The sequence below is a fragment of the Flavobacterium sp. GSP6 genome (assembly GCF_003984855.1).
Classification (GTDB): Bacteria; Bacteroidota; Bacteroidia; order Flavobacteriales; family Flavobacteriaceae; genus Flavobacterium.
Window position 1 is genome coordinate 400,022 of the sequence record NZ_RYDO01000001.1, and the last position, 26,985, is coordinate 427,006.

25 protein-coding genes are annotated in these 26,985 nt (G+C 35.0%); 12 read left to right on the plus strand and 13 right to left on the minus strand.

The features are described 5' to 3' along the window. Window positions 1–4 precede the first annotated feature (4 nt). Both EKM03_RS01750 and EKM03_RS01755 read left to right on the plus strand, forming a co-directional pair. On the plus strand, window positions 5–211 hold the full coding sequence (locus EKM03_RS01750) for a hypothetical protein (protein ID WP_126457598.1): 207 nt from the start codon (window positions 5–7) through the stop codon (window positions 209–211). Next, entirely contained in the window at window positions 211–465 is a 255-nt protein-coding gene (locus EKM03_RS01755) for a type II toxin-antitoxin system RelE/ParE family toxin (protein WP_126563595.1), read from the plus strand. The genes EKM03_RS01750 and EKM03_RS01755 overlap by 1 nt, the downstream gene beginning before the upstream one ends. 51 nt (window positions 466–516) lie before the next feature. Here the strand turns inward: EKM03_RS01755 and EKM03_RS01760 are convergent, their stop codons facing one another. The 4 genes from EKM03_RS01760 to EKM03_RS01775 form a co-directional block, all read right to left on the minus strand. Then, window positions 517–1,623, minus strand: coding sequence for an acyl transferase (locus EKM03_RS01760; protein WP_199741547.1), 1,107 nt, complete (start codon window positions 1,621–1,623; stop codon window positions 517–519). Between the two features lie 143 nt (window positions 1,624–1,766). Next, entirely contained in the window at window positions 1,767–2,105 is a 339-nt protein-coding gene (locus tag EKM03_RS01765) for a T9SS type A sorting domain-containing protein (protein ID WP_126561447.1), read from the minus strand. 105 nt (window positions 2,106–2,210) lie between these two features. After that, complete coding sequence (locus EKM03_RS01770; protein WP_126739777.1) at window positions 2,211–3,422, minus strand: hypothetical protein; 1,212 nt, start codon at window positions 3,420–3,422, stop codon at window positions 2,211–2,213. 177 nt (window positions 3,423–3,599) lie between these two features. Then, window positions 3,600–6,380 (minus strand): TonB-dependent receptor, encoded by a 2,781-nt coding sequence (locus EKM03_RS01775; protein WP_126739778.1) that lies wholly within the window; start codon window positions 6,378–6,380, stop codon window positions 3,600–3,602. 175 nt (window positions 6,381–6,555) lie between these two features. Here EKM03_RS01775 and EKM03_RS01780 point away from each other — a divergent pair, with 175 nt between their 5' ends. The 3 genes from EKM03_RS01780 to EKM03_RS01790 all read left to right on the plus strand — a co-directional run bounded on the left by EKM03_RS01780 (window position 6,556) and on the right by EKM03_RS01790 (window position 10,915). Beyond that, window positions 6,556–7,239, plus strand: a complete 684-nt coding sequence (locus EKM03_RS01780; protein ID WP_126739779.1) for a response regulator transcription factor — start codon at window positions 6,556–6,558, stop codon at window positions 7,237–7,239. Next, window positions 7,240–8,292 (plus strand): cell wall metabolism sensor histidine kinase WalK, encoded by a 1,053-nt coding sequence (locus EKM03_RS01785; protein ID WP_126457593.1) that lies wholly within the window; start codon window positions 7,240–7,242, stop codon window positions 8,290–8,292. A 361-nt stretch (window positions 8,293–8,653) separates the two neighbouring features. Further along, a complete protein-coding gene (locus tag EKM03_RS01790; protein ID WP_126739780.1) occupies window positions 8,654–10,915 on the plus strand; it encodes an inorganic phosphate transporter in 2,262 nt (753 codons plus the stop codon). Window positions 10,916–10,986: 71 nt separating this feature from the next. On the opposite strand, the gene EKM03_RS01795 is transcribed toward EKM03_RS01790, so the two are convergent. The 4 genes from EKM03_RS01795 to EKM03_RS01810 form a co-directional block, all read right to left on the minus strand. Next, window positions 10,987–12,078 carry a glycosyltransferase gene (locus EKM03_RS01795; protein ID WP_126739781.1) on the minus strand — a complete coding sequence of 364 codons (1,092 nt, stop codon included), beginning with the start codon at window positions 12,076–12,078 and terminating at the stop codon, window positions 10,987–10,989. 94 nt (window positions 12,079–12,172) lie between these two features. Continuing rightward, window positions 12,173–15,604 carry a hypothetical protein gene (locus tag EKM03_RS01800; protein WP_126739782.1) on the minus strand — a complete coding sequence of 1,144 codons (3,432 nt, stop codon included), beginning with the start codon at window positions 15,602–15,604 and terminating at the stop codon, window positions 12,173–12,175. 158 nt (window positions 15,605–15,762) lie between these two features. After that, window positions 15,763–17,019 carry an aspartate kinase gene (locus tag EKM03_RS01805; RefSeq protein WP_126553975.1) on the minus strand — a complete coding sequence of 419 codons (1,257 nt, stop codon included), beginning with the start codon at window positions 17,017–17,019 and terminating at the stop codon, window positions 15,763–15,765. A gap of 26 nt (window positions 17,020–17,045) precedes the next feature. Continuing rightward, a complete protein-coding gene (locus EKM03_RS01810) occupies window positions 17,046–17,552 on the minus strand; it encodes a GNAT family N-acetyltransferase (protein WP_126561452.1) in 507 nt (168 codons plus the stop codon). A 259-nt stretch (window positions 17,553–17,811) separates the two neighbouring features. Here EKM03_RS01810 and fbp point away from each other — a divergent pair, with 259 nt between their 5' ends. Continuing rightward, entirely contained in the window at window positions 17,812–18,831 is a 1,020-nt protein-coding gene (gene fbp, locus EKM03_RS01815; RefSeq protein ID WP_126457587.1) for a class 1 fructose-bisphosphatase, read from the plus strand. A gap of 46 nt (window positions 18,832–18,877) precedes the next feature. Here fbp and EKM03_RS01820 read toward each other — a convergent pair whose 3' ends face one another. Continuing rightward, window positions 18,878–19,309 carry a TerB family tellurite resistance protein gene (locus tag EKM03_RS01820; protein WP_126457586.1) on the minus strand — a complete coding sequence of 144 codons (432 nt, stop codon included), beginning with the start codon at window positions 19,307–19,309 and terminating at the stop codon, window positions 18,878–18,880. Between the two features lie 180 nt (window positions 19,310–19,489). Between EKM03_RS01820 and EKM03_RS01825 the strand changes: the two genes are divergently transcribed. The 4 genes from EKM03_RS01825 to EKM03_RS01840 all read left to right on the plus strand — a co-directional run bounded on the left by EKM03_RS01825 (window position 19,490) and on the right by EKM03_RS01840 (window position 22,361). Continuing rightward, the gene (locus EKM03_RS01825) at window positions 19,490–20,083 is read left to right on the plus strand and encodes a HupE/UreJ family protein (protein WP_126739783.1); all 594 of its coding nucleotides are present in this window, start codon (window positions 19,490–19,492) and stop codon (window positions 20,081–20,083) included. Window position 20,084: 1 nt separating this feature from the next. Next, window positions 20,085–20,516, plus strand: coding sequence for a dCMP deaminase family protein (locus EKM03_RS01830; protein ID WP_126457584.1), 432 nt, complete (start codon window positions 20,085–20,087; stop codon window positions 20,514–20,516). A 70-nt stretch (window positions 20,517–20,586) separates the two neighbouring features. Further along, entirely contained in the window at window positions 20,587–22,158 is a 1,572-nt protein-coding gene (locus EKM03_RS01835) for a S41 family peptidase (RefSeq protein ID WP_126553973.1), read from the plus strand. Between the two features lie 20 nt (window positions 22,159–22,178). Further along, a complete protein-coding gene (locus EKM03_RS01840) occupies window positions 22,179–22,361 on the plus strand; it encodes a hypothetical protein (protein ID WP_126457582.1) in 183 nt (60 codons plus the stop codon). 44 nt (window positions 22,362–22,405) lie between these two features. Here EKM03_RS01840 and EKM03_RS01845 read toward each other — a convergent pair whose 3' ends face one another. The 4 genes from EKM03_RS01845 to EKM03_RS01860 all read right to left on the minus strand — a co-directional run bounded on the left by EKM03_RS01845 (window position 22,406) and on the right by EKM03_RS01860 (window position 24,737). After that, window positions 22,406–23,155, minus strand: a complete 750-nt coding sequence (locus EKM03_RS01845) for a 1-acyl-sn-glycerol-3-phosphate acyltransferase (RefSeq protein WP_126457581.1) — start codon at window positions 23,153–23,155, stop codon at window positions 22,406–22,408. 67 nt (window positions 23,156–23,222) lie between these two features. After that, a complete protein-coding gene (locus EKM03_RS01850; RefSeq protein ID WP_126739802.1) occupies window positions 23,223–23,789 on the minus strand; it encodes an NAD(P)/FAD-dependent oxidoreductase in 567 nt (188 codons plus the stop codon). A 44-nt stretch (window positions 23,790–23,833) separates the two neighbouring features. Continuing rightward, a complete protein-coding gene (locus EKM03_RS01855; protein ID WP_126456406.1) occupies window positions 23,834–24,034 on the minus strand; it encodes a hypothetical protein in 201 nt (66 codons plus the stop codon). 127 nt (window positions 24,035–24,161) lie between these two features. Continuing rightward, window positions 24,162–24,737: a MarC family protein gene (locus EKM03_RS01860; protein WP_126457580.1), complete on the minus strand. Its 576-nt coding sequence runs from the start codon at window positions 24,735–24,737 to the stop codon at window positions 24,162–24,164. Window positions 24,738–25,167: 430 nt separating this feature from the next. On the opposite strand from EKM03_RS01860, the gene EKM03_RS01865 reads away from it, so the two are divergent. Next, window positions 25,168–25,734 carry a DUF3109 family protein gene (locus EKM03_RS01865; protein ID WP_126456402.1) on the plus strand — a complete coding sequence of 189 codons (567 nt, stop codon included), beginning with the start codon at window positions 25,168–25,170 and terminating at the stop codon, window positions 25,732–25,734. A 261-nt stretch (window positions 25,735–25,995) separates the two neighbouring features. Next, entirely contained in the window at window positions 25,996–26,973 is a 978-nt protein-coding gene (locus EKM03_RS01870; RefSeq protein WP_126457579.1) for a ribonucleotide-diphosphate reductase subunit beta, read from the plus strand. Window positions 26,974–26,985 lie beyond the last annotated feature (12 nt).

A 26,985-nucleotide genomic window follows, 5' to 3' on the forward strand; every position in this document is an offset into this window, starting at 1 on the left:
AGCTATGGAAACTCAATTTTTAACTGACGAAAAAGGAAATAGAACCGCAGTTGTATTGCCTATCAAGAAATATAATAAATTGATTGAAAAATTGGAAGATTTAGAAGATGTACGTCTTTATGATGAAGCCAAAAAAGAGGATGACGGTTATCGAATTTCTATAGACGAAGCTTTTAAAATTATTGAAGAAAAGCGCAAATTAGCGAAGTAATGGCTTATACTATCGAATTTAGAAATAAAGTTTTGAAAGCTTTAATCAAAATTAATGAGCCTCACTATTCAGCAATCAAAAAGCAAATCTATGATTTAGCTGAAAATCCACGGCCGCAAGGGTATAGAAAATTGAAAGGAAGAAAAGGATATAGAATTCGCGTTGGAGATTACAGAATTATTTATGAAATTTTCGATGATATTTTGCTAATTGATGTTATCGACTTAGGTCACAGAAAAGATATTTATGAATAATTTTGCTCGTTAATTTGGTTAACCGATGAAATAAATTAACGATTAACCTTTTTACAAGACCATCAAATTACAACCTCGAATATCAGAATTATCAAAACGTCCCAATACTTCAAAAGAGTTGTTGGGATTTTTTTTGCCCAAATCCTGTGTAGCAATAAAGGAACAGGAATTGATGTTAGCCAAATCAATCACGTTGATTCCGCCTGTTTTTCCGTCTGGAATGTAAGTCAACGCATCTTCAGTATCGCGAACTAGGATTTGCATCCAAGATGGGCATTCAAATACGCCGTTTCCTAAGGAATACGCTTGCGAAAGCAACTCGGTCATTCCATATTCAGAATGTATGGCTGAAACGCCAAATCCTTTACACAATTGTTCGTGTAATTCTTCTCGAATCATTTCTTTACGTTTTCCTTTCATGCCGCCTGTTTCCATGATAATGGTGTGCTGCAGTTGAAACGAATGTTTTTTTTCTGAAAGTTCAGTTGTTTGCCCAAGGTCATCACGAACCTTCTTTTTTTTATCTAAAAAAGAACTTTTTTCGTTGAAGGTTTCAATTAAGTCCAATAAAGCAAAAGTAACCCCAATCAGGATTACATTTTGACCCGCTAGATCTAAAGCGATAAGCTTGGCAATCAGTTCGTCGTGATTGTGCAGGTAAAAACCACTCTCAGGATGATTGGAAAGTTCAATTAAATCCTTGACCATGTAAATTAAGGAAGATCCTTCCCGTTCCAGATAGGAAGGAAGCAAGGCCAAAACAACATAATCTTCAATATTGCCATAAAATTCGGAAAACCCTTTGCGGTAACTTTCTTCATACAGAGTGACGTCCGTAACTAAATGTTTGCTAGTTATGGGAATTACTTTTTTATCCAAATTTCCCCCTTTATGGGCTACGGGGCTTGTGGTTCCGCTGCTGGTAAAAGTTTCCTGAATGGGATTGGTATTCGAAACCACTTCATGACTCTTAAAAAACTGAATCGGTAAAAATGGAATTTGTTGTAGCGATTTTACTTTGTGAGGATCTGTTTTTAAAAAATCGCAAAATTCCTGATAGACCAAGTTGTTTTCGTATTGGAAACGAAACACTTTCAAAGCAATTTTCTCAAACTGTTTTTGACTGGAAATGGCAAATATATCGGAAGATGTGATCAATATTTTTTTTGCAAAAGTAATCAAAAATTTTAAGGCAAACCAATAACGGAATGGTATAAACTTGAATCTGGGAGTTGATTTGGTTTAAGCATTATACAAAAAAGCCCCAACAGGATTGGAGCTTTTCTGATGTATTTTTGAAATTATCGGATGATTAATTTTCTGGTCGCTGATGCTTCTTTTTCATTGATCTTGATGATGTAAACACCAGAGGTTAGATTAGAGACATTTAGTTCTTTTGAGCTCAATATGGTTTGAAGTACTTTTTTTCCTAAAACATCAAAGATGATAATTTCTTTATCAAAATCGTTTTTTGTAGAAATGTACACTCTACCATTACTCACAGGGTTCGGGTACAAGCTTAATCCTTCAATTGAGACGTTTTCTTGTGTCTTTGGTTGTTGCTTAGTTTCCTGAGCACTAATGCCAAGGGAAAATAAAAAAACCAATAAAGTAATAGTATAAAAGTAGTTTTTTGCCATTAGATTAATTTGAATAGTAAATATACAAAATATATTTCAAAAAGCATACCAAAAAAAACATCCTGAATTTTCAGGATGTTTGATATAAATCGATTGGATTGTTAATTACAAATTCCCTAACAAATTAACTCCATCAACAATTGCCCATGTTCCAGGAGTTAATGCCGCTCCAGTTGCTGAAGTGCTTGTTGTGTAGTTTGCAGATGGGAAAGCTACAGTAAATGTACTTGCACCAGCTCCAGATAATGGAGTATTATCAGAAATTTTAACATTCAACATTTTTATTTTACCTGAAAGAACTTGATTTGTGTTTGTATTCGCGTCTTGAATTCTAACAGCAACGGCATTTGTTGTTGTAGATCCAGAAGTTACAGTATTTGTATATCCTGAAATTACGACATTAGAATATTCTCCGTTTCCTTCTTTTTTAAATTGGAATGCATCAATTTCTGTTGGGTTGCCAGACTCTGTTACAGTTCCAGCGGCTCTTCTTAAAGTGATGTTTGATACTTTAGGACCAAATGAATTATTTACACTTTTCGATTCGATTTCCATTCCGTAATTTCCAGCTCCAGTTTGATAAGCATACCAGTTAGTATTTGCTTGACCTTGCCATCCATCTTGCCAGTCAAAAGAATCATCTGTATTACCGTATGAAATAAGATTTTTAGCGCTTACAGTTCCTCCATAAAACTCAAAACCGTCATCGGCTCCTTTATAAGCTACAAGATTTTCTAAAACTGTTCCGGAACCTACTGAATAAAATGAAAATCCATTCATCTCAGAATTTCCATCAAGAATCTTTTTACCAGCGTATTCTACTCGTACATATTTTAATGAACCACCATTATGTGATGCATTTGTACCTCCGTAAACAATATTTGTACCATCCTCAGAAGTTGCTGTTGTAATCGGAGTTCCATCACTTGTTTTTCCTGATACAATTGGAGCATCACCAAACATGATAATACCACCCCAAGAACCTGCAGTTTTTGATTTTTCAGTAAAGACAACAGGCTCTGCAGCTGTACCTGAAATATTTAATTTCCCTCCATTTTCTACTAATAGAACATCAGAACCATCCGTAACGTCAGCAGTAATTACTGAGCCCGCTTCAAAAGTTAGTGTTGCACCACTTTTAATTCTTACGGCTCCAATCAATTTGTAAGTACCTTTAGTGTAGGTTTTTGATGTTGTAACGTCACCTGTGATATCGCCTGTTGCAGTTGGTGTAGTTGTTACTGTTTCATTATCACTTGATGTGCAACTTGTAAAAACCAAGGTAAGTAATGCAAGACTAAATACTAATTTTTTCATTTTTAATAATTTAAAATTATAAGTTTTTTTGTTTATTATTTTAATCAAAATTACTCTAGAGTTTTTGTAATTTAGTTATGTAATTGTTACTAAAGTATTATATAACAATCAATTTGATGTAAAGTTTACGTTATATAAAAACCAAAAAAAGAGCCGTTACAGCTCTTTTTTTGGTTTTTAAAACGTATACCCTATAGTAAAGGAGAACCCAACACCCTTTTTGAATTCTCTTAAAACTAGAGAGTCTTCAGTAATGTTCAAAGTGCTTTTCCTTCCTAACTCTTTTTTATAGCTTGGATTTAGTATATTGTCTATTCCAAATTTAAGTTCAATACTTTTAGAAATAGAATTTGTCCAGACAAAATCTAATTTACTAAAAGATTTCTCGTAGATATGATCAATTCCTGAAGAACCTACAGCAAAGATTCTATCTCCATAAACGTTATACACTAAGGTCATAGAGTTTTTCCAATCTTTGTTAAGAATGAAATCATACTTTAAATCAGAATTAATTAACCAGCTTGAAGCACCTTGTAATTTACGGTTGGTACTGTTTTCTAATTCATTTCCTTGTTTTTTAAGATCAATTTTAACATCAGTACTCATTAATGATGTGTTGAAACCTAGAGAGAAATTAGAAAGCGATTCGTTTATTCTGCTCAATTGGATTAGCATTTCTATTTCGGCACCATAAATAACGGCTTGCTGCGAGTTTTTAAAAGTAGTAATCTGACCACCACTATTCGCAGTAGGTTTGAATACTCTTTCAATTGGATTATTAATCATTTTTCCAAATACTCCTATTGCAAACATTTCTTTATTATTAGGAAATAATTCGTATTTAAAATCTACGTTGTAGTTTTCGCTATCCTTCAAATCTTTATTTCCACTTTCAGAGGTTCCGTCAGCATTAATGTAATTTATTGGTAACAATTCCACAGCTACAGGTCTAGTGATTGTTTTTGCTAATGAAAGTCTAAGGTTGCTGTTTTCATTCAAAATACGTTTTGCATTTACTGACGGTAAGATATCAAGTTTATCATCAGTTTTTTTGCGATAAGCGCTTCCAAAAGGATCGCCTTGCTCTCTATATTTTATTTCACGAGTAGAGCTTTCTGCTCTAATTCCAGCATTTAAATCCCATTTTTCTCCAATATTCATGAACAAATTGAAGTATCCCGCATTAACGAACTGATTTAATTTGACTTTATAATCACCATTGGATTCCTCTTTAACATATACAATTCCATTGTTTATGTCTTGATTAATATTCTCACTAACAGTGTTGACATTTGCAGTGTAAGGTTGTGTATTAGTTCTGCTTTTCCCTGAAAAGAAGCGATAAGTAGACTGCATGTCATTTAGGGAGCTATTATATCCTATTGATAATTTATTGGATTCTTCTTCGTTTCCAAATTTTAAATTATATTCTAAGAGAGACGAATAATAAAAGTTTCCTTTTACGTCTAGATATTGACGGTTTAAATTATTACCACCGTATATCATGTCAATTTGATTGTCATTTATTCGTCCTGTAATGAATTTTCGGTCGGGCTGTTGGAATGAAGTCTTTACATAAGAACCTCCAGCTTTAAGGGAATGTTTGCCATCTTCAGTTAACTTATAGTCTCCAAATAATTGTGTATTCCAATACTTAGATTCCTCATATTGGTTCATTCGTATTAGATTATCAGTAATATTGGCAGCGCTATTAACATATCCTATTTGATCTTGAATTTTACTGTCAGTCGCTTTAATTAAAAAAGTATTGAAGTTTAAGTTGAATCGGTTTGTTTTGTATTTCATTCCAGCTAATCCAGAAAAAGTAGTCTGATAACTATATTGCTTGTTGTATAAATTATTATCGTAATTACTCTGTCCAAGGTTGAAGGTTCTGTCTACACCTTCTCTGTAAGAGTATTTATTATCAAAATTGAAAGACATAATGTAACTTATATTACTTTCGTTTTTAAGATTGAATTTTTGAGCATGTAAAAATCCAATGCTTGAATTCAAGGGGCTTTTAGTATTGTTAACGTCCCATGATTTTTTACCAAAACCATTTTCATATTCTGAAGGAGAAAGTTCTGCACCGTTAGGAACAGAACCAAAAGCACTAGGAAGTGCTCTGTCATTCCCAAGCATTCCTAAAGACCCTTTAGTAGAATTTGCATCATTGGACAGCAAAAATGCTTCAAGATTGTTGTTTGTGGTATAACCAAAACCAATATTCAATTTTGTGATATTTTTCGGCTGAGGTGTTTCAATATTGACAGTCGCTCCAGCAAAATCTCCTGAAATATTAGGATTGAATGTTTTGTATACATTTAAAATTCCTACAACGTCAGTAGGAAATAAATCCAAAGGAATAATTTTTTTGAAAGGACTATTAGAAGGGGATTGTAGATCGTTTATCAACAAGTTATTATAACGGTCTTCTAAACCTCTAATAAATAAACCTCTTCCGTCTACTTTTGTAATTCCGGTAATTTTCGTTAATCCTTCCTCAACATCGCTTACCCCTTTACGAGCCATTTCTTGTGAACCGATACTTTGTTTTATCACGACCGCTTGTTTTTGATCTAATAAAAGAGCGGTTTCCTTTTCTCTATTTACAGTAGATCGCACCACTACATCTTCTAGTTTGTAGCTTCCGGAACCTAAAGTTTTGTTTAATGTTACAGTTTGATTAGCAACTACTGTTACAGGAACTTCTACAGATTCATATCCTACAAAACTAAACTGTAAAGTATATTTTCCGGGAAGTATTGTTATGGCATATTTACCATCAATATCAGTATTTGTTCCTATATTAGTTCCTTTAATGAGAACGTTAGCAAATGGTAATGATTGGTTGTTAGAATCCTTATCTGTCAAGATACCTGCTATAGTTCCTTTGTTCTGTGAAAAAGAAACAGCGGTTATAAATAACGTTAAAAATAATAATTTGAATTTCATCTGGTTTAAATTTTTTGCAAAGTAACAGCCGAAATGTAAAATGTAAGTTATTGGTTTGTTATGATTATGTTTTATTTTACATCATAAAGAGGCTTCAATATTAAATTACCGTTAACAGCTTTTCAATAGCTCATTTATGATTACATTTACAATTCAAAATAATTTTTGGTGCTTTATGAAGAAAAAAAATACTAAAATTCTACTAGTAGACGATGAACCGGATATCTTAGAAATTGTAGGGTATAATCTCTCTCAAGAGGGATATCAAATCAGTACTGCCACAAACGGGAAAGAGGCTATAGCAATCGCTAAAAAAGAATTGCCGGACCTAATTATAATGGATGTAATGATGCCGGAAATGGATGGCATGGAAGCTTGCGAGAACATCAGAAAAATACCGGAACTCAGTAATGTAATCATAACTTTTTTAACCGCCAGAAGCGAAGATTACTCTCAAGTTGCGGGCTTTGATGCCGGAGCTGATGATTACATCACTAAACCAATAAAGCCTAAATTATTAGTCAGTAAAGTAAAAGCCTTACTGCGCCGATTAAAAGAAAAAGAACAAAATAGCGAAACTCTTAATGTTGGTGGAATCGAAATCAATCGGGAGGAATACAAAATTGTAAAAGATAATGTCGAAATTGCCTTACCCAGAAAAGAATTTGAATTGTTTTATTTATTGGCTTCAAAACCGGGAAAAGTTTTCAAAAGAGATGAAATTCTGGATAAAGTGTGGGGCAATGAAGTAGTTGTTGGTGGTAGAACCATAGATGTTCACATCAGAAAATTACGTGAAAAAATTGGCGAAGAGTTGTTCAAAACAATAAAAGGAGTGGGATATAAGTTTGAAGTATAAATGACAATAAATTTTAAAAAAACATATCGTTTTGCCGTAAAGTCGGCCCTGTATATTACCCTTTTTTCTACTGCATTGGTTAGTTTGCTGATTTACCTTTTTTTTACTTTTTCCTACCAGTTTAGCCTGATTTTTGCCATTTCAATTGCTACTTTTTCATTTATAGTGATTCAATATCGGGTGGAGCGTTTTATTTATAAAAAGGTAAAAAAAATATACGATGACGTTTCTTTATTAGAATCTAGCACCTTCAGAAACCAGCCCATAACCACTGACATGGCGACTCTTACAAGGGAAGTCAAGAAGTTTGCTACTGACAAAAAGCTGGAAATTGAAACCTTAAAAGTTCGGGAGGAATACCGGAGAGAATTTCTAGGTAATGTCTCTCACGAACTAAAAACACCTCTTTTTATGGTTCAGGGCTATCTGTCAACCTTACTTGACGGAGCCATGAATGACAAAACAATCCGAAAAAAATACCTGGAACGCGCCGAAAAAGGAGTCGAAAGACTGATCTACATTGTGCAGGATCTGGACATGATTACCAAACTCGAAATAGGGGATTTGCATCTGGAAATTGTCGAGTTTGACATCGTTAAACTCGTTCAGAATGTATTTGATTTGCTCGAAATGAAAGCATCTAAAAAAGATATTTTGTTGATGTTTGACATGAAATACAACAAACCCGTTATGGTCATTGGAGATCAGGAAAAAATACAACAAGTGGTGATGAACCTTATTGTAAACTCAATCAAATACGGAAAATTAAAGGGTTCTACCGAAGTAAGTATTGAGGATTTGACAGCAGAAAAAGTCATCGTTCGTGTCACCGATAACGGAGAAGGAATTGAGAAAAAAAATATCCCAAGACTTTTTGAACGTTTTTATAGAGTAGATAAAAGCGGAGCAAGAACAGAGGGAGGCTCTGGGCTGGGATTGTCCATAGTAAAACATATTATCGAAGCACATGACGAGAAAATTTATGTAGACAGCACGTATCATGTTGGATCTGAGTTTTCATTTACCCTGGAAAAATCCAAGTCAGGGGAATAAGTACGGCCATCTAAGTTCCTTCAGGTCAAATAGAATTAATAATATCCTTTACCTAATAAGCACAATTATTTTAGGATCATTCACTTGTGTTATTGATGTTATTAAGTTCATGTCAAAATAATAATTTAGTAACGACAGTCTTACTTTTGAGGGTCATATTTGCAAAAGACACCGGAAGTTTGTTGGGGTTAATTTATGATGACATCCAATTGTAACCGTACCATCACGACGCTTTTTTGAACTATAAAGCAACATTCAGGCATAAATCATCATGAGGTTGTCGTACAATGAGACAGTTGTTCTGAAGGCAAACTAATTCTATCAGAGCAAACAAAATTTCACCTTTCACTTTAATACAGATATGGAACAAATATATATAGTAATGCTTGTGGTTTTAGGCATTTTGGCAATAATTGATCTAGTTGTCGGGGTTAGTAATGACGCAGTAAATTTCTTAAATTCGGCAATTGGTTCTAAAGCAGTGTCGTTTCGTACTATTATGATTGTGGCCAGTCTAGGTATTTTAGTAGGAGCGCTATTTTCCAGTGGTATGATGGAAATTGCCCGAAGTGGTATTTTTGTTCCCGGCATGTTTAGTTTTAATGATGTTATGATTATTTTCCTGGCCGTAATGATCTCAGATATTATATTATTAGATGTTTTTAACTCAATAGGATTACCAACTTCGACAACAGTATCCATTATTTTTGAACTTTTAGGGGCAGCGCTCTGTTTGGCAGTCTATAAAATTTATGTTTTGGATGATAGTTTTGATACTTTAAGTGATTATATCAACACTGAAAAAGCATCACAAATTGTTTTTAGTATCCTACTGTCTGTCATTCTTTCTTTCACTCTTGGAAGTTTTGTGCAATATGTTTCTCGACTAATTTTTACTTTTCAATATGAAAAAAGAGTCAAATATATAGGTGCAGTTTTTGGAGGATTAGCCATTACTGCGATTACTTTTTTTATCCTGATTAAAGGATTGAAAGGAGTTTCTTTTATCGATCAAGCTACTCATGTCTGGATAAAAAGCAATCAATTACTGATAATAGGAGTAAATTTTGTTTTTTTTACACTGCTTTCTCAAGTGTTGATGACTTTCTTCAAAATAAATATTCTCCGAGTAATCATCATAGTGGGGACTTTTGCTTTGGCTTTAGCTTTTGCCGGGAATGATTTGGTTAACTTTATCGGCGTTCCTATTGCGGCCTATAATTCCTATGAAATTTTCAATGGTTCAGGAATTTCTGGAGATCAATTTATGATGGGAGCTTTGGCTAATGATAATATTGTGGCGCCATTTTATTTTTTAGTTTTTGCAGGAGTGGTTATGGTTATAACACTTTGGACTTCAAAAAAAGCCAAAACTGTCATCGAGACCGGCCTTAATTTATCCAGACAGGGTGATGGCGTAGAGCGTTTTTCACCCAATATGTTATCCAGATATATTGTGCGATTTGGCGTTTATATCGGACTGGGAATTAATTATTTTTTACCAAAATCAATCCAAATAAAAATTGATAAGCAATTTGAGAAACAGGAAGTCAAAGGAAAAAAAAGAAAGGACGAACCTGCTTTTGATATGGTTCGTGCTGCTGTAAATTTGATGGTAGCCAGCATTTTGATATCGATAGGGACTTCTTTAAAGTTGCCACTTTCTACAACTTATGTTACTTTTATGGTGGCCATGGGAACTTCATTTGCAGATCGAGCTTGGGACCGCGAAAGCGCAGTGTATCGTATTGCAGGGGTTTTTAATGTGATTGGGGGATGGTTTGTAACAGCAATTGTTGCATTTGTTTCGGCCTTTATCTTTGCGTATTTCCTCAAAGTAGGTCAAGTATATGCTTTCATCGGATTGCTGGTTGGATTAGGAATTCTTTTGTATCGAAGTTCAAGAAAGCATACTAAAACCATTAAAGCCCAGCAAGAATTATTGCTCTTGAAAAGAGAAGATATTGTTACCATAAATGAAGTTATTAGGGAGTGTACCATTCAGATTTCCAGAGTGATAAGCGGTTCAAACACGATTTATAGAGAGGTTATCGAAAATCTTAGCCTTCAGGATTTAGGGAAGTTAAAGGAGAATAAAAAAGACATCAAAAAACTCGAAAAAGAAGTCGATGAATTAAAGAGTAATGTATACTATTTTATAAAGAATCTGGATGAAACCTCGGCAGAGGGCAGTATGTTTTATGTCATGATTTTGGGTTATCTTCAAGACATGATTCAGTCCCTTGGATTCATCTCACAAAACAGCTATGCACATATCAATAACAATCACAAACAATTAAAATTCAATCAAATTAGGGATTTGAAAAGCTTAGACAATAAGCTTGAAAAATTATTTGAAGATATTATTGTTATTTTTCAAGAAGGTTCGTTTGACAAAATTGATGTTCTTTTAGAAACCAAAATGGAGATTTACGATCAAGTATCTAAATTAATTAAAAAACAAATTGAAAGAATTAGAACGGTAGAAACCAGTCCTAAAAACAGCAAGTTGTATTTCGCGTTACTTTTAGAAACTAATGATTTGATAAAAGCAACGATGCACTTACTCGAATTATTCAAAGAATTCAATAGCCATGCTAATTTAAAAGGTACAAATCTGTAATTCAGTAGTGCTTCTTTTTTTGGTAAACATTCAATACTAATCTTAAAAAAACCATTTGAGAGAATGGGTTTTTAGGGGTTAAGGGTACTTATTTTTGTGTTTTGGAAAATATCAAAAAGCGATTTCCAGTCAATATTGCAATGCAAGGTTTGTAAACCACGGTAGGACGCTACTTCACTAAGATTTTCAATTTTGAAATCGTCTTGATTTGCATAGGGAACTAACCCTTCTTTTTTTAGCTTTCTGGCTAAATATTCCTGTTCGTATTGGCCTGGAGTTGGAATAAAAAAAGCCTTTTTACGGAGTTGGGCTAGATCCATAATTGTGGTGTATCCGGAACGGCACAGCACCATTTCACTTTCGTTAAAAGCCTGCTCTAACTGGGAAGAATTCATGTAATTATAATAGGTAACAGGATTGATTTGAGTTACTATTTGTTCGGTTTCAATCTTTCCTTCAATAAATATGACATTCCCGTGGTATCGTGCGATTTCTTTTTTCAGGGAATCCTCCAGCAAGCCGCGCTGAGGTTCTGGTCCGGAAAGAATAATCATTAAATCATATTTTTTTGGGACTAATTTTTTTTGCAATCGACTCAAAGGACCAATGTATCTAATTTTGAGATTTGGATCGTCAACATGTCCCATTTTTCCGGTTAGATTAATTGATCCGGCAAGATCTGGAACCCAGCATTCTGTGTATTTTTTTATAATATGTTGGTGGATCTTACTGGTAATCCAAGTGGTATTGCCAGTCATTACATTCAATTGATGGGTAATAAATACCGAAGGAATTTTTTTGCTGAACACACCCAGTCGGTTGTCGGATATAATCCCGTCTATCCTATATTTTGAGATCCATTTTTTAATTATTTTTTTTTCTTCCCAAATTGCTTCAAGCATTTTTGGGCTATTTTTTAATAATTTCCATTTAAAGTGAGCTCCATTTTTTGCATATTCTATCTGGTAGGATGGCAGTTCCAGCGTTTGTACAGTAGGGAATTCCTTTTTTAGCAAAGCCAATGCAATTCCATCAGAAGCAATTATAGGAATGTAGTTGTTCTCTAATAAGGCCTTAATAATTGGAATACAACGTGTAGCATGGCCTAAGCCCCAGTTTAATGGCGCAATCAAAATAGTTTGTTGGTTGGCATTCAAATCCATGTGGCTTTGTAGTTTAGTGGTTTAAATTTGAAAGATAGACAATGAACGTGTATTTAATATTGCGAGGGCATTACCAAACTATTAAATTGTGGTATTAAAAATAGGCTCTCAATTGAATATTTCCAGTATGTATGGCCTGGGTTGTTTCACTTTTCCGACCCTGATAATTAAAATTAACATCTAAAAACTGGGTGATATTTTTTTGTAAAAGAAGCCTCCAAGTGATGTTTTGTCCGGTTTGTAGCCCTTCCAGCATTTGAAATCCAACCGAAGAGAATTCATTTCCTTCGAATTTATTTTGGTAAAAAGAGACTTCGCCGTTCATCGTAAATTTTTTTGTGCCTGCATACGAAAAGGCAGTTCCAAAACGGTTTTGCAGCAGCGTTTCTGAAACCCCAATTTGGTTTTTTTTATTCTGTAATTCATAAAAGAGGTCCCAGCTCGTGCTTTTAGAAAACAGATAACTGATTTTAGGAGCTAATTGATAACCGTTTATAGCATAATTTTTCTCCGGGAAATTTTCTGATTCAATGGTTGTTTGTATCGTTTTGGCAAAAAAACCAAGTAGCCAGCTTTTCTGGTACAAATGATTGTACTGCAATTGATGCGAATTGTTGGTAGCCTCTTGAGAGCCTATAGACAACAAGTTTTTAGTTTTATTTTGCAGATATGAATACGTGGCGGAGTGGTTTTGTTTTCCTCTATTGTAAAACAAACTGTTCCTTAAACTCGAGTTTAATCCCAACACATTTTCAGTAGAACTGCTGAACGGATTTAATTCGAAATTATCACCCTCACTTCTAGTTTTTCGGTCGATGATGAAAGCGGTTTGATTGTAGAAATACGAAAGTATTTTCTTAAAACCTTTTTCGTTCTGCCAGTGATTGGGATTCAGGGTCACGGATTGCGAGAATTTGTTTTGATGTGTTTTTATGTAAACCCTGTTGGGAAGAAAGATGCGGATGAATTTTGCCTGGTCAATAAACGTGGCGACTTCAAACTCCTGTAATTCCTGAATTCCATTGCCGTTATAGTCGTTCCAGGTGTAAATTCCCTGGCCCGCAGGAACTTCCAGATACGTGAATTCCTGTTGGGGAATGGTCCCGGAATTCGTTTCATAAACCGTTGTGCTTTGTATCAATTGATTGAAAAAACGATCCGTATAAATTATTCTGGAATTTAACGTAGGTTCTCTTTTTCTTGTTGCATCCACAAAATCCAAGATTCTGTAATTAGCATATAGGGATAAATCGCTTTTATTAGTTTGAATCAATTTTGATTTCAAAAGGAAAGTCTGAGACGAATTGACCCTTTGGATCAGTCCATTTTGTAAACTGTCATTGGATCTTCTTAGGTATCCCAATTCTACAAAAACTTTGGTGCTGTCTCCGCGACCGGTAAAAAATCCGTACTCTGTAAATTTTTGACTCAAAGCCGAAAATTCATTTGAAATTTTATTTTTCTCCTGATTGTCCTCTAAGCGCAAGCGAGAGCCAATCCAGTTTTTGTCAAAATGAAAACGGATTTGGGATTGGTTTCTTAAAAATTCAGAGGATGAAATCGTTCCGTCACTTTTTAGGGAACTGCCTTGATTTTGAAAAGTCCAGTTTTTTATTTGAAACAAGCCATTTAAAACATGTCGATTTCCCGAAAAATTTCCCGAAAAATCCAGTTTTTCAAACTGATACATCAATAGTCCTTTGTTTGTTGAGTTGGGTTTAGGGTTTAAATCCAATTGCAGTCCGGAAATTAACAAGCTTTGATTTCCTATAGCCGCAGTTCCTAAGTTCCAATCCCGGTCAAATTCGATGTTGTACAGCCGTTCTACAGCCCTGAAATTTCGCTGAATAAATTGATAATTCGCAAAAGCATCTACGTGCCATTTTTTTGAAAAAAGCCGTTGCTTGGCATTGATTTTTGCAGCCAGGCCCTGATTGTTTGCATCGTCAACGGGCGAAAATAAATTGCTGTCGTTATTGCTGAGACCAATTTCAAAATCGAGAACTGTTTTCTCAGTGGGATTGTATTTTCCTAAAAAGGTAGTCACTTGGATTTTTGTAGGAGCAATCAATTGTATGATGGGTGCATAATTTCCTTGCGGAACGCCGTTAATGGGAGCTATATACTCATAAACCCGGGTGATCGTGGCTGAATTTGTCAAAATATAATTTCCATTATTCAGTCCTACTAAAGTAAATCGTACATTGAATAATTCCTGCTGTGCTTCATTTGAGTACTCAAAAATTTCCACAGCATTGAGGATTGTTTTTCGGTACAGCACCTTGTTTTCAGAATAGGAATCTGCAAATGCTGACGGGGCAACCATTAAATCAGGATTATCTCCCGCATTAACTAATATCTGGGCTTGTTCTTGGGATAAATTTTGTTGTAAAGGTTGGTTTTTGAGGTCGTTTTCCGAATATAAATAGCCTCCAAAACTCCAGTTTTTATTCTCGTGTGTGGCGCCTGCATAGGTTATAAATCGAGTGTAATTTCGATCTGAATATTGGTATTCTATGGCAATTCGCATTTCGGAGGTAATCGTGAAAAGCGGGGTAAACACGATTTCACCCGCATTATAATCAATCGTGTAATCATTGTTTTCGCCTCGTTTTAATAAAACACCATTTACATACACCCGCTCTGAACCTGAAATAACGAGTACATACAACTCTCCATTTTGCCCTTTTAATTTATAGGGACCCTGATTGCCTTCTTGGCCCACGATATCGCTTTTTGCATATTGTCCTCGGACCAGCGCTGCTGAGGCAAATACATTTGTTTTGTTTTCTTCGGTTCCAAAGGTGAAGGTGGTGGCGAGTCCCTGCACTTTTTTATTGAAATTCAGGAATTGGGATTTCTTGTTCTCCAGAAAAATATCACCCGCTCGAATATTCCAATCGGCACTGAATAATTCCATGAATACATTATCGAACTGGTCTAATTTTTGGGAATAACCGCCATCCTGCAGCGGAATGTTACTGTCTTGAATGGAGGCTCTTAAGCTTACTTTTTCAGAGATTTTTCCTGTGATTTGTAAGTCTAAATTGGAATTCAAAACGGCATTTTGATTGTTTCCTATGGTAATGCCACGGGTAATACTTCCGGATGTGTTCAAGCCGTCAAAAGGCACATTTTTATTTGGGTTTTTATTTTTGAGGGTATATAAATCACCTGATCCGGCTTCGTTGCTTACTACTTTGGCAGAATCATAAATGCGGTATTCTTTAGTAAGGATCTCCGGAAATTTCAAATAGTGTATCGTTATTGAATCGTTGTATTGGGCGCTGTTTTCTTTTAAAAACAAAGTCCCTTCACTGAAATTTACCGTATAAAAAAGGGTTTCGATGGGTTTGCTATTGGCGTCAAGCAATTTGAAAAAACTGGAATTAATGCTTTCTTTTTCAAGATGAATGGTGTCACGGGAAAAAGGGATTTTTTTTGTTTTGTACAACGAATTTATTTCCTGTGCGTGGAGCCCAGAAATACAGCTTATTACAGTCCAAAAAAGTAATTTTTTCAACATAAATACTATAACTCGAAAGTGTCAAAAGTAGTATTTATAATTTGATAATTACAAAAGGTTTCGATTTTAGCGTTTGGGTTTTAAAGTATTAAAAGAATGGAGATCAGAATTTGATTCTGATCTCCATTTATACTTTGGGTTGCGCATCTTTTTTAGGGTTACACTTCCTTTGTGATCACTTGTATGGTTTCCCGACTGACCTGTTTCAATAACACAACTTTGTTTTTTTCAACGGTTTCGGCTGCTGTTTCGTTAAAATGTCGGATGGTGTATAAGGTGACATTTTCATTAAACTCTACCTTAAACTTTTTAGACAAGATAGCATTCAGGGCTTTGAAATTGTCAAATTTATCTTCTACACATACGGAGAAACTAATTGCTGAATTCTGAATCAAGTTCACTTTTATTTTGAATTGATGGAATAATGCAAAAATTTCGCTGATGTTTTCTTCCATGATAAAAGAGAAATCGATAGAGGAAAGCGAAATCAAAAGCTGGTTTCTTTTGACGATGAAACACGGTAAATAAGGTTCTAAGTCGACTCCTTTGGAAACGCTCGTTCCTTTTAGTAACGGATTTATAAAGGATTTTACATACAACGGAATTTCCTTTTTTTGCAAAGGTTGTAGTGTTTTTGGGTGAATAACCGTTGCCCCATAAAAAGCCAGTTCTATGGCTTCACGGTACGAAATCTGATTCAATAAACTCGCATTTTCAAAATATCTTGGATCGGCATTCATTACTCCGGGAACATCTTTCCAGATGGTCACGCTTTCGGCATTTAAGCAATACGCAAAAATTGCAGCCGTATAATCAGATCCTTCTCGGCCTAAAGTGGTGGTAAAGTTATTTTCGTCAGAACCTAAGAATCCTTGTGTAATGTTTAGTGTTTTACGTTTTACGTTTTTGGCAATGTTCTTCTGTGTCAATTCCCAATCTACTTCCGCATCCCTGTATGTAGCATTGGTTTTTATGAAATTCCGAACATCCAGCCATTGTGTTTTTATGCCCATGAAATTCATGAAATGACTTAGGATTGTGGTCGAAATTAATTCGCCATAACTGACAATTTGATCGTAGACAAAATTATAATTGGGTGATTTATTGTGGGTCAGGAAATACTCTAAATCTGAAAATTGAGTGTTAACAGCTTTGAAGACTTCGTTTTTTTCGTCCTCAAATAAATCTATCAAAATTTGATTGTGGTACTTTTTTACTTCTTGAACAGATGAATTTAATTCAGCGGATTTATCGAAATAATTTTTTATGACAACCTCGAGCGCATTTGTGGTTTTTCCCATTGCAGAAACGACCAACAATACGTCTTCATAGCCCACTTTTTGTAAAACGTCATACACGTTTTTAATTCCTTCAGCATCTTTTACAGAAGCTCCTCCAAATTTGAATACTCTCATATTTTAAACAAAAATTGTTCTTTATTTTATTTCAATTTATTCTCTACAAAATTGGTGATTCCCAATTCGTCCATGTGAACAACATACCAATCACGGAGTACTTTGGCGCCTGATTTTTCATAAAATTCTATTGCTGGAGTATTCCAGTCCAATACATTCCATTCTACTCTTCGAACCTGATCTTTTTTACCCTGTTTTATAATTTCAGAATATAAAGCATATCCTAATCCGGTGCCACGCATTGTCTCTTTTACCACTAAATCTTCCAGGTGAATTGTTTTTCCTTTCCAAGTAGAAAATCGGTAGTAGTACAAGGCGATACCTACAATTTGTTTTGCCTGTTCGCTATTGCTCGGGTCCGCTTGAACCTCGGCAACAAAAACATGAAATAGTGGCACCGGGCCAAAACCATCTCGAATTAAATCGGCAACAGTTACAAGGACGGCATCGGGTTCTTTCTCGAATATTGCTAATTCTTGAATGAGCCCTAAAACAGCTTCCATATCTTCAGGATTTCCTTTTCTGATCGTCATGTGCGGGATGTATTTGTGTTTTTTAGTTGAATAAGAAATTTGCTTTTTCGATTGGCTATTGGATCAATCTCCAATACGGCTCATTTCATAATTTTTTATTTTAATGCTTCAATATCACAATAAAATTAGATTTTTACGTATTAATTTTATGTTTTAATCAGCAAATATACAATACGGTTAAACTAAGCAACTATTTTTCAAATCAATTTCACAAAAAAAACGATATTTGTGACTTCAAAACAACTACAACGATTTCTTAATGGAAGAACGCAACAAAACACTTGGAGAATTTATCATTGAAAACCAGAATGCTTTTCAATATTCGTCCGGCGAATTATCTCGAATTATCAACTCCATCCGATTGGCTGCCAAGGTAGTCAATTATAAAGTAAACAAAGCTGGACTGGTTGATATTGTGGGTGCTGCCGGAGAGCAAAACATACAGGGGGAAGATCAGCAAAAACTAGATGTATATGCCAATGAAGTTTTTATTCAAACATTAATTAATCGCGAGATCGTATGCGGAATCGCTTCTGAAGAAAATGATGATTTCATTACTGTGGAAGGAAGTGACCACAGCCACAATAATAAATATGTTGTATTGATGGATCCCCTTGACGGCTCGTCTAATATTGATGTTAATGTTTCTGTAGGGACAATATTTTCGGTTTACAGGAGAATTACCCCAATAGGAACTCCAGTTACGTTGGAAGATTTTTTACAGCCGGGGATCAATCAGGTTGCTGCAGGCTATGTGATTTACGGGACTTCGACTATGTTAGTTTATACAACTGGGCACGGTGTGAACGGATTTACGCTGAATCCTGCTATTGGTACTTTTTACTTGTCTCATCCTAAAATGAAATTCCCAACCGATGGCCATATTTATTCCATCAATGAAGGTAATTATGTCCATTTTCCGCAAGGAGTAAAGGATTATATCAAATATTGTCAGCTGGAAGAAGGAGACAGGCCTTATACTTCTCGATACATCGGAAGTTTAGTTTCTGACTTTCATCGCAATATGATTAAAGGAGGGATTTATTTATATCCAACAAGTTCAAAAGCATCCAAAGGGAAATTACGATTGTTGTATGAATGCAACCCATTAGCTTTTATCGCAGAACAGGCGGGAGGAAAAGCATCGGATGGATTTGATCGGGTGATGGAAATTGAACCAACGGAACTGCATCAGCGCGTTCCTTTTTTCTGTGGAAGCTACAATATGGTTGAAAAATCGGAAGAATTTATGCTTAAAGCAAAACTAAGCAAGTACTAAAAACAAAAAGCTTCCGTCTTGGCGGAAGCTTTTTTATAGGTATAATCTACGTATTGATATTTTGTATTTCAGTAATGAACGTATCCAAATCTACTTCTTTTTCTACAAGCAGAAGCGCATTTTCTACAATTTGATTTATATTTTCAGGGTCAAATCCTATTCCAATGCCAATTTTCCGTAACATCAGCTCTTGTTTGTCTCCTAAATGGTGGTCAACATGAACGATTCTGGCTAAATCATACAGTCGCTCTATCCTTTGTTCATATAAATAAGGAGGATTGATAGGGTATTTTAGCGGATCCTGTAAAATTTCTTCATATTCTGCAGGAGAAATTTCTAATCGAACGGCTAATTTATCTACAAATGCTTTTTCTTCTGGAGAAATCTTCTCGTCAGTTAGTGCTACACGGACAATAGATGAAAAATGACCTCTATTTCTTTGTTTGAATTCGCTATCAAATAAATCTGAAAATGACATAATTGTGGTTTTTGTATCGTACAAAGATATATCTATTTTAAAGTATTAATTTTTATTTTTATTTTTATTTTTTCTTTCGACATACCTGCTTTTGATTTGTATTTATTTGAATGTTCAAATGAATCATTTTCAAAATTAATCGTAAGTTTACAGCCCCTTTATCAACTTAATACTTTGCTGATGTCAGAATTTTGGGTTTACTTTCAAATAGGATTAAAACACGTTTTAGATATCCATGCGTATGATCATGTTTTATTTTTAATCGCCTTAGCTGTACCATTCTCTTTTAAGGATTGGAAACGAGTTGTGCTTCTGGTGACCCTTTTTACCATAGGGCATACCATGGCTTTACTGCTTTCCGTTTTTGGAGTAGTTGCGATTAAAGTGAATGTGGTCGAATTATTAATTCCAATAACAATTTTGGTAACCGGATTGTTTAATCTTTTTGCAGCAGGAAAATCGAGCAAGAAAGAAAGCCTCAATCTGATGTTTTTTATCACGCTTTTCTTTGGGATAATTCATGGGTTGGGTTTTTCAAATTATTTCAAATCGATTCTTGGAGGAAATGCTATGTCTAAAGTCTTGCCACTGTCAGAATTTGCACTAGGTATAGAAGCCGCCCAGATTGTAGTGGTTTTTGTGGTTTTGATTTTAGCCTACATTGTTCAGACTGTTTTTAGATTTTCAAAACGCGACTGGACATTAGTAATGTCAGCATTTATAATAGGAGTAGTGATACCAATGATTGTGGAAAGTGAAATCTGGATAAGATAAAATGAACGAAAAAAAATTAAATAAATACGACAAAGCATACCTTAGAATTGCCAAAGAATGGAGCTTGCTGTCCTATTGTAAACGAAAACAAGTTGGTGCAATTATTGTGCGTGACAGAATGATAATCTCAGATGGGTATAACGGAACGCCCTCCGGTTTTGAAAACTGTTGTGAAGATGAGCAAGGATTAACCCGCTGGGATGTTTTACATGCTGAGGCAAATGCGATCCTCAAGGTAGCGCGATCAACACAATCCTGTGAAGGAGCCACCTTGTATATCACACTTTCACCTTGTAAAGAGTGCAGTAAATTGATTCACCAGTCGGGAATAAAAAGAGTGGTCTATCACAATGGCTATCGCGATGATTCCGGCATTCAGTTTTTGATAAAAGCCGGAGTAGAGGTTGAGCATATTCCAGTTTTGGAGGAATAAAAGAACGTGCAAAAAAAATTAAAACGATGATGCACGTCAGGTTATATTATTCTTTTAATGATAACTTTATATGAAATTTAATACAAAATATTTACCGCTACTCCTTTTCTCAACACTTGCTTTTGGCGTTGTGTTGGGCGGGATGTTGCATTTTCCCGGTAGAGCTGATTTCACAGCTAAAAATAATTCTAAAACTAAGCTGAATACACTCATTGATTTTATTGATACTGAATACGTTGATGCGGTTGATACGGATTCTATTGTAAATCTTACCGTTGATAATATTCTTGCGCAACTTGATCCGCATTCCGTATATATTCCCGCTAGCGAGCAGCAACAGGTAATGGAAAGCATGAAGGGTAATTTTGTGGGAATAGGAGTGAATTTTTATATGTATAAAGATTCTGTAGCGGTCATAAAACCTGTAGAAAACGGCCCTTCGGCAAAAGCAGGAATAAAATCAGGTGATCGGATTCTATATGCTGATAAAACCAAATTGTTCGGACGTAAGTTGCCCACAGACAGTTTGTTTTCTAAATTAAAAGGGGCCGTAGGTTCTAATATTGAGCTTACAATATATAGAAAATCAGAACGTAAAAAACTCAAGCTAAAACTAAAACGCGATGTTATTCCCTTAAAAAGTGTTGATGCCGCTTTGCTCTTGAGTAATGCGACAGGATACATAAAAATAAATCGTTTTGCCGAAACTACTTACAAGGAGTTTATGCAAAATTTGTCTGCACTTAAGCAACGAGGTGCGAAGTCACTTATTATTGATGTCCGAGATAACGGTGGCGGTTATATGGAAGAAGCAATTGCTATCGCGGATGAATTGTTGCCAAACAAACAACTGATTGTTTTTACCAAAAACAAAAAAGGTACTATAGACAAGACATTTGCAACCCAAAAAGGCAGTTTTGAAAAAGGAAATGTTTTTATTCTAATTAATGAAAACAGCGCTTCAGCAAGTGAAATTCTTGCAGGAGCCGTTCAGGATAATGATAGGGGGACTATTGTAGGCCGCCGTTCTTTTGGAAAGGGATTGGTGCAACGAGAAATGGATTTTGCTGACGGTTCAGCAGTTCGCTTGACTGTTGCCAGATATTATACGCCAACAGGCCGGTCGATTCAAAAACCCTATTCAAAAGGGAATGAAGCGTATTTTAAAGAATCAGAAACGCGTTTTGAAAATGGGGAACTATATCAAAAAGACAGTATAAAAGTTTCAGACACCTTGCAATTCAAAACTAAAAAAGGTAAAATTGTATATGGCGGTGGCGGTATTGTTCCTGATGTTTTTGTACCGCTTGAGGTGGAACATGGAAATGGAAGTACCGCTTATTTATTGCAATCGGGAATCGTAGGGAATTTTGTTTTCGAACAATTGGATAAAAATCGGAGCGCCTTTAAAGGACTCACTTTTGCTCAGTTCCAATCTAAAATGAATCAAACAGAGGCATATTTCAATTCATTTCAGAAATTTATTTTTGGCAACGGATTGGATTTGAAATTTGGAAAAAGCAAATCATTGGTAAAACGATACCTGGCTGCTGAATTTGCTCGGCAATTGTATGGGGAACGGTCTTATTATGAGATTATATTGAAAGAGGATGCCATGATTAAGGCAATTTTGAAAAAATAATAATCACTATATTTCACAGTATGGAAAGTAAGTTTTCTGGAATGACAGTTAATGAGCGTTTGTATGTTGGAGGCCTTATAAATGACTTTGATAATGCTCTGGAACAAAAAAATGTGGAAGGAATTAAAGCTGTTTTAAAGAAAGTGGCACTAAATGAAGATTCTATTTTTGAGATGCTTATTAGCTTAGGACTTGATGCTTAATTAGAAAATTTCACTCTTGATTTTGTTTGCCCTTAAAAAGAAAACTAATTTTGATTGTCCCAATCTTTTCTATATCGAATGAGTTCGTTATCTATCATTTTCTTTGACGTACTTAATAAATAGGCTGCATCTTCAGAATAAATAGCCGGAAAATAAGTTATTTTAATTTCAGTGGTCCGTTTTCCAAAGCATTTTAAAAAATGCGGAATGAAAGTGTCGTCACCAATAAAAGCGTCTGTTTTTTCTTTATAATCTATTGCAATAGGAATCACGGCAGCTTTAATCTTAGTAGCCATTACAAAAGAGCCGTAATTGAAATCAAGAGTCGTTGGCAAAACCGCTGTTGTCCCCTCTGGAAAATTAATGATCGAATATCCTTTGGCAAGAACTTCTCGGATATTTTCGGCGGTTTCTTGTCGGCTTTTTGGACACTTTCTATCTACAAATAAAACGCCGGATATTTTGCAGATGTAGCCAATCATAGGCCATGAGGCAACTTCTTTTTTCCCTACAGGAAAAGCATGTATTTGGTTTACGATAACAATTGGGTCAAAATAGGAACGGTGATTGGCTACGATTAGTCCTTGAACTTTCGGCTTGTCGCCATAGATAATAGTGCGTATGCCCAAAAGGGTATTTGAGGTGCGAATTATAAAGTCCCGCAGGATAAGAGCTTTTTGGGCGTTAATTTCGTTGCTTCGAAAAAAAGAAAAAAGAAAAAACACAATCGAAAAAAAAGAAACAAATCCGATAAAAATCAGGAGTCTTGCCAGTCCCAAAAAAAATGATCCCATAAAACAGTGAATTGAAGGTGTAAACCTAACACTATTTTTTGAGAGATTTTCCAGAATGAAATTCTATTTATCTAATGCTATCATGAGCATGAGTCTGAATTCCGCCATTCCATAAAGTTAGAATATCTGTTGCTACTGCAGCTCCACTGCCTGCAGCAATGGCCAGTTGGCTTCTCCATCCGGCTAAAGTGCCTATCACGTAAATGCCTTCCTTGACTTTGTGATCGCTGTTTTTGAGTTGGATTCGTTGTTTTTCGGGAAGGGATTTTTGATGTGGTTCTACAAATGGCATTAAACCTTCAATAGCAAAAGTATTTGCAGATCCGACACCTACAACAATTATGCGGGTCTTGTAGGTTTTTTTATTTGTAGTTACAGCAAACTCAGGAGCGGTGCCCTCAATTTTTAGTACTTTTTCGTTGGGAATTTGTGTAATGTGCGGATATTTTTCTAAAAGATGTCCTGTACTTTCTTTCAATAAATCAGCGCCTAATGTGCCTGCAGGGATTCCGTAGACATTATTGAATAGCGCTTCCTTAAGGGCAGAGGTTTTTTGATGGGTAAACACCCCGATTTTTTTATTAGACACAAAGGGTTTGTTGTTTGCAGAACCCAAAACTAGAGCGCATGACATGCCAGATACGCCACCGCCAAGGATAAGTACATCAAAGACCAAGGCTATTTTTCGTTTGTTTTTTCTTCTATTTTCTTTGACATTCTGAATATCAGAAGAATCAATACAGCACAAAAAGAGGCCGCCATTCCAATAAATGCAACTACGCTATCTCCTTGAAATGGATTTTTGAAATCCAGTAAAGTAACATTAAATAGGATTAGCGCTATTGCTAAAAATACCAAGATGTTAGTGAAAATTTTCATAAGATGTTTTTGTTTTTGGTAAAAAATGCAGATGTTTGGAGGGGTTATTTATTTAGAATAAAATGCTCCAAAAAAATCAGATTTTTTATTTTACAATAATTTAAGGGTAAATTTAGGAAATTATATTTTAGACAAACAAACCTTTAACATTCGCAGCGAATAATTTAACAGCAATCGCCAGAAGTACTACGCCAAAAGTCTTTCTGATTACACCAAGTCCGTTTTCGCCTAATAATTTTTCTATTTTTGAGGATGATTTTAAAACGATATAGACCAAAATGATATTTAATAAAATGGCAATTACAATATTTATGGTATAAAATTGGGAGCGTAAAGAGAGTAAAGTGGTCATTGTTCCGGCTCCAGCAATCAAAGGGAAGGCAAGGGGAACAATTGAGGCAGAGCTGGCTTCTTCGTCCCGGTAAATCCGAATTCCTAAAATCATCTCTAATGCCAAGAAAAACAACACAAAGGATCCGGCTACAGCAAAAGAATTGACATCGATTCCAATTAGTTTTAAGAGTTCTTCTCCGGCAAAAAGAAAAACAATCATGATGACGGCGGCTACAATGGATGCTTTTTCGGATTCAATATGTCCGTGTTTTGCTCTTAAATCAATGATAATCGGGATGGATCCCACGATGTCAATTACGGCAAAAAGTACCATTCCTACGGTGATTATTTCTCGAATATCGAATTCCATAACAGACTTTTTTTATTTATGGTAAAAGTAGATAATTTCCCTGATTATTGGAGGAGTAGATTTTTTAATTTTAATGCCTTTTTTTTTGAGAAGATTTTTTTTTCTAGGAGGGAATAGTTGACCTGTATTTCATAGTCCTAAAAAAGTAACAGTTTGATTTTTATCGTTTTTAGGGCACAACTAAGGCAATTAATACTCAATATTTTTTAAAACCATTTCAAATGGTTCTGTGTTTTTGGTTGGTGAAAGAGGATGAACTGTAAAGAAATAAAAAATGCAATTGTTTGTATAAGTTTGAAAACAAAAGTAAACGAAGTTAAAAAATCAGGAGTATAAAATTAGGTAAATTCGTTTTAATTTTATTCGGTTTTGTTTACGAATTTATGAGTTGCTGAGGTGCTTTTTCAAATTTCTTGAATATCTTTGCAGAATGTTTCAACTAGGAAAAACCATAGTCTCAGAAGACTTACTCGAAAAAGATTTTGTTTGTAATTTGACTGCTTGTAAAGGCGCTTGTTGCGTAGATGGTGACGCTGGTGCACCATTGAGTTTTGAGGAGACTCAAATCCTCGAATCTATTTATCCAAAGATCAAGCCTTTTTTACGCAAACAAGGAATTGCTGCAATTGAAGCGCAAGGAACTTGGGTAAAAGGTACCGATGGTGATCTTGAAACGCCATTGATTGACGACAAAGATTGTGCCTACGCAATATTTGACGGTAAGACCGCTCTGTGTGGTATTGAACAAGCCTATAATCAAGGAGCAATTAGTTGGAAAAAACCAGTTTCTTGTCATTTGTATCCAGTTCGGGTGAAAGATTTTACGGAGTTTGCCGCTGTTAATTATGACAAATGGGATATTTGTGATCCCGCCTGCTCTTTAGGTCAGGAACTTGAAGTTCCGGTATACAAATTTGTCAAAGAAGCCCTGATTCGTAAATTTGGCGAAGACTGGTATGCTGAACTTGAAAAGGTGGCGCAAGACATGAAAAAATAAGTAAATAAGAATTCTGTTTTTCTTGTTTAATTATTTAAAAAAACTATATTTTACGGTGCTTCATTCCTTTAATTATTATTTAAAATACTGAATTTAAGTGTTTTAAAATTTGTATGAAAAATATCTTAATTTTTCTATTTGTTAAAAACTATAGGGGATTGTGAATAAGTTTGGCTTTTATTAACCGCAATATTTTACAATCTTTGTATCTCTCAAAAAGCTTAAAAATTTGTTAAAACCTCAAAAAAACAAACAATTATAATGACTCAAGTTGAACCAATTTTACAAGAAAATAAAAATCGTTTCGTAATTTTTCCTATCAAACACCATGACATTTGGGAATTTTATAAAAGTATGGAAGCCAGTTTCTGGACGGCTGAAGAAATCGATTTGTCACAGGATTTAAATGACTGGAACAACAAACTCTCGGATGATGAGCGTTATTTTGTGAAGCACATTTTGGCATTTTTTGCTGCTTCAGATGGCATTGTAAATGAAAATCTGGCAGAAAATTTTGTAAACGAAGTGCAATATGCGGAAGCGAAATTCTTTTACGGTTTTCAAATTATGATGGAAAACATTCACAGCGAAACCTATTCGTTATTGATTGATACCTATGTAAAAGATGAAGTGGAGAAAGATGAATTATTCAATGCTTTAGAGGTTTTTCCGGCGATTAAGAAAAAAGCGGACTGGGCTTTGCAATGGATTGAATCGGATTCATTTGCAGAACGTTTGATTGCTTTTGCAGCAGTGGAAGGAATTTTCTTTTCGGGAGCATTTTGCTCGATTTATTGGTTAAAAAAACGGGGTTTAATGCCAGGATTGACGTTTTCTAACGAATTGATTTCTCGTGATGAAGGAGTGCACTGTGATTTTGCCGTGCATTTACACAACCATCACTTGGTGAATAAAGTGCCAAAAGAAAGAATCAGAAGCATTATTGTAGATGCTTTAAATATTGAAAGAGAATTTATCACCGAGTCACTTCCGGTAAGTTTGATAGGAATGAATGCCGTATTGATGACACAATATTTAGAATTTGTTGCTGACAGATTGTTAGTGGAATTAGGTTGCGACAGAGAATATAATACTACAAACCCATTTGATTTTATGGATATGATTTCGCTTCAAGGAAAAACAAATTTCTTTGAAAAGAAAGTGGCTGAATATCAAAAAGCAGGTGTAATGAACACAGATGGTGATGCTCAAAAAATATCTTTTGACGCCGATTTTTAGATTTTTATCAAA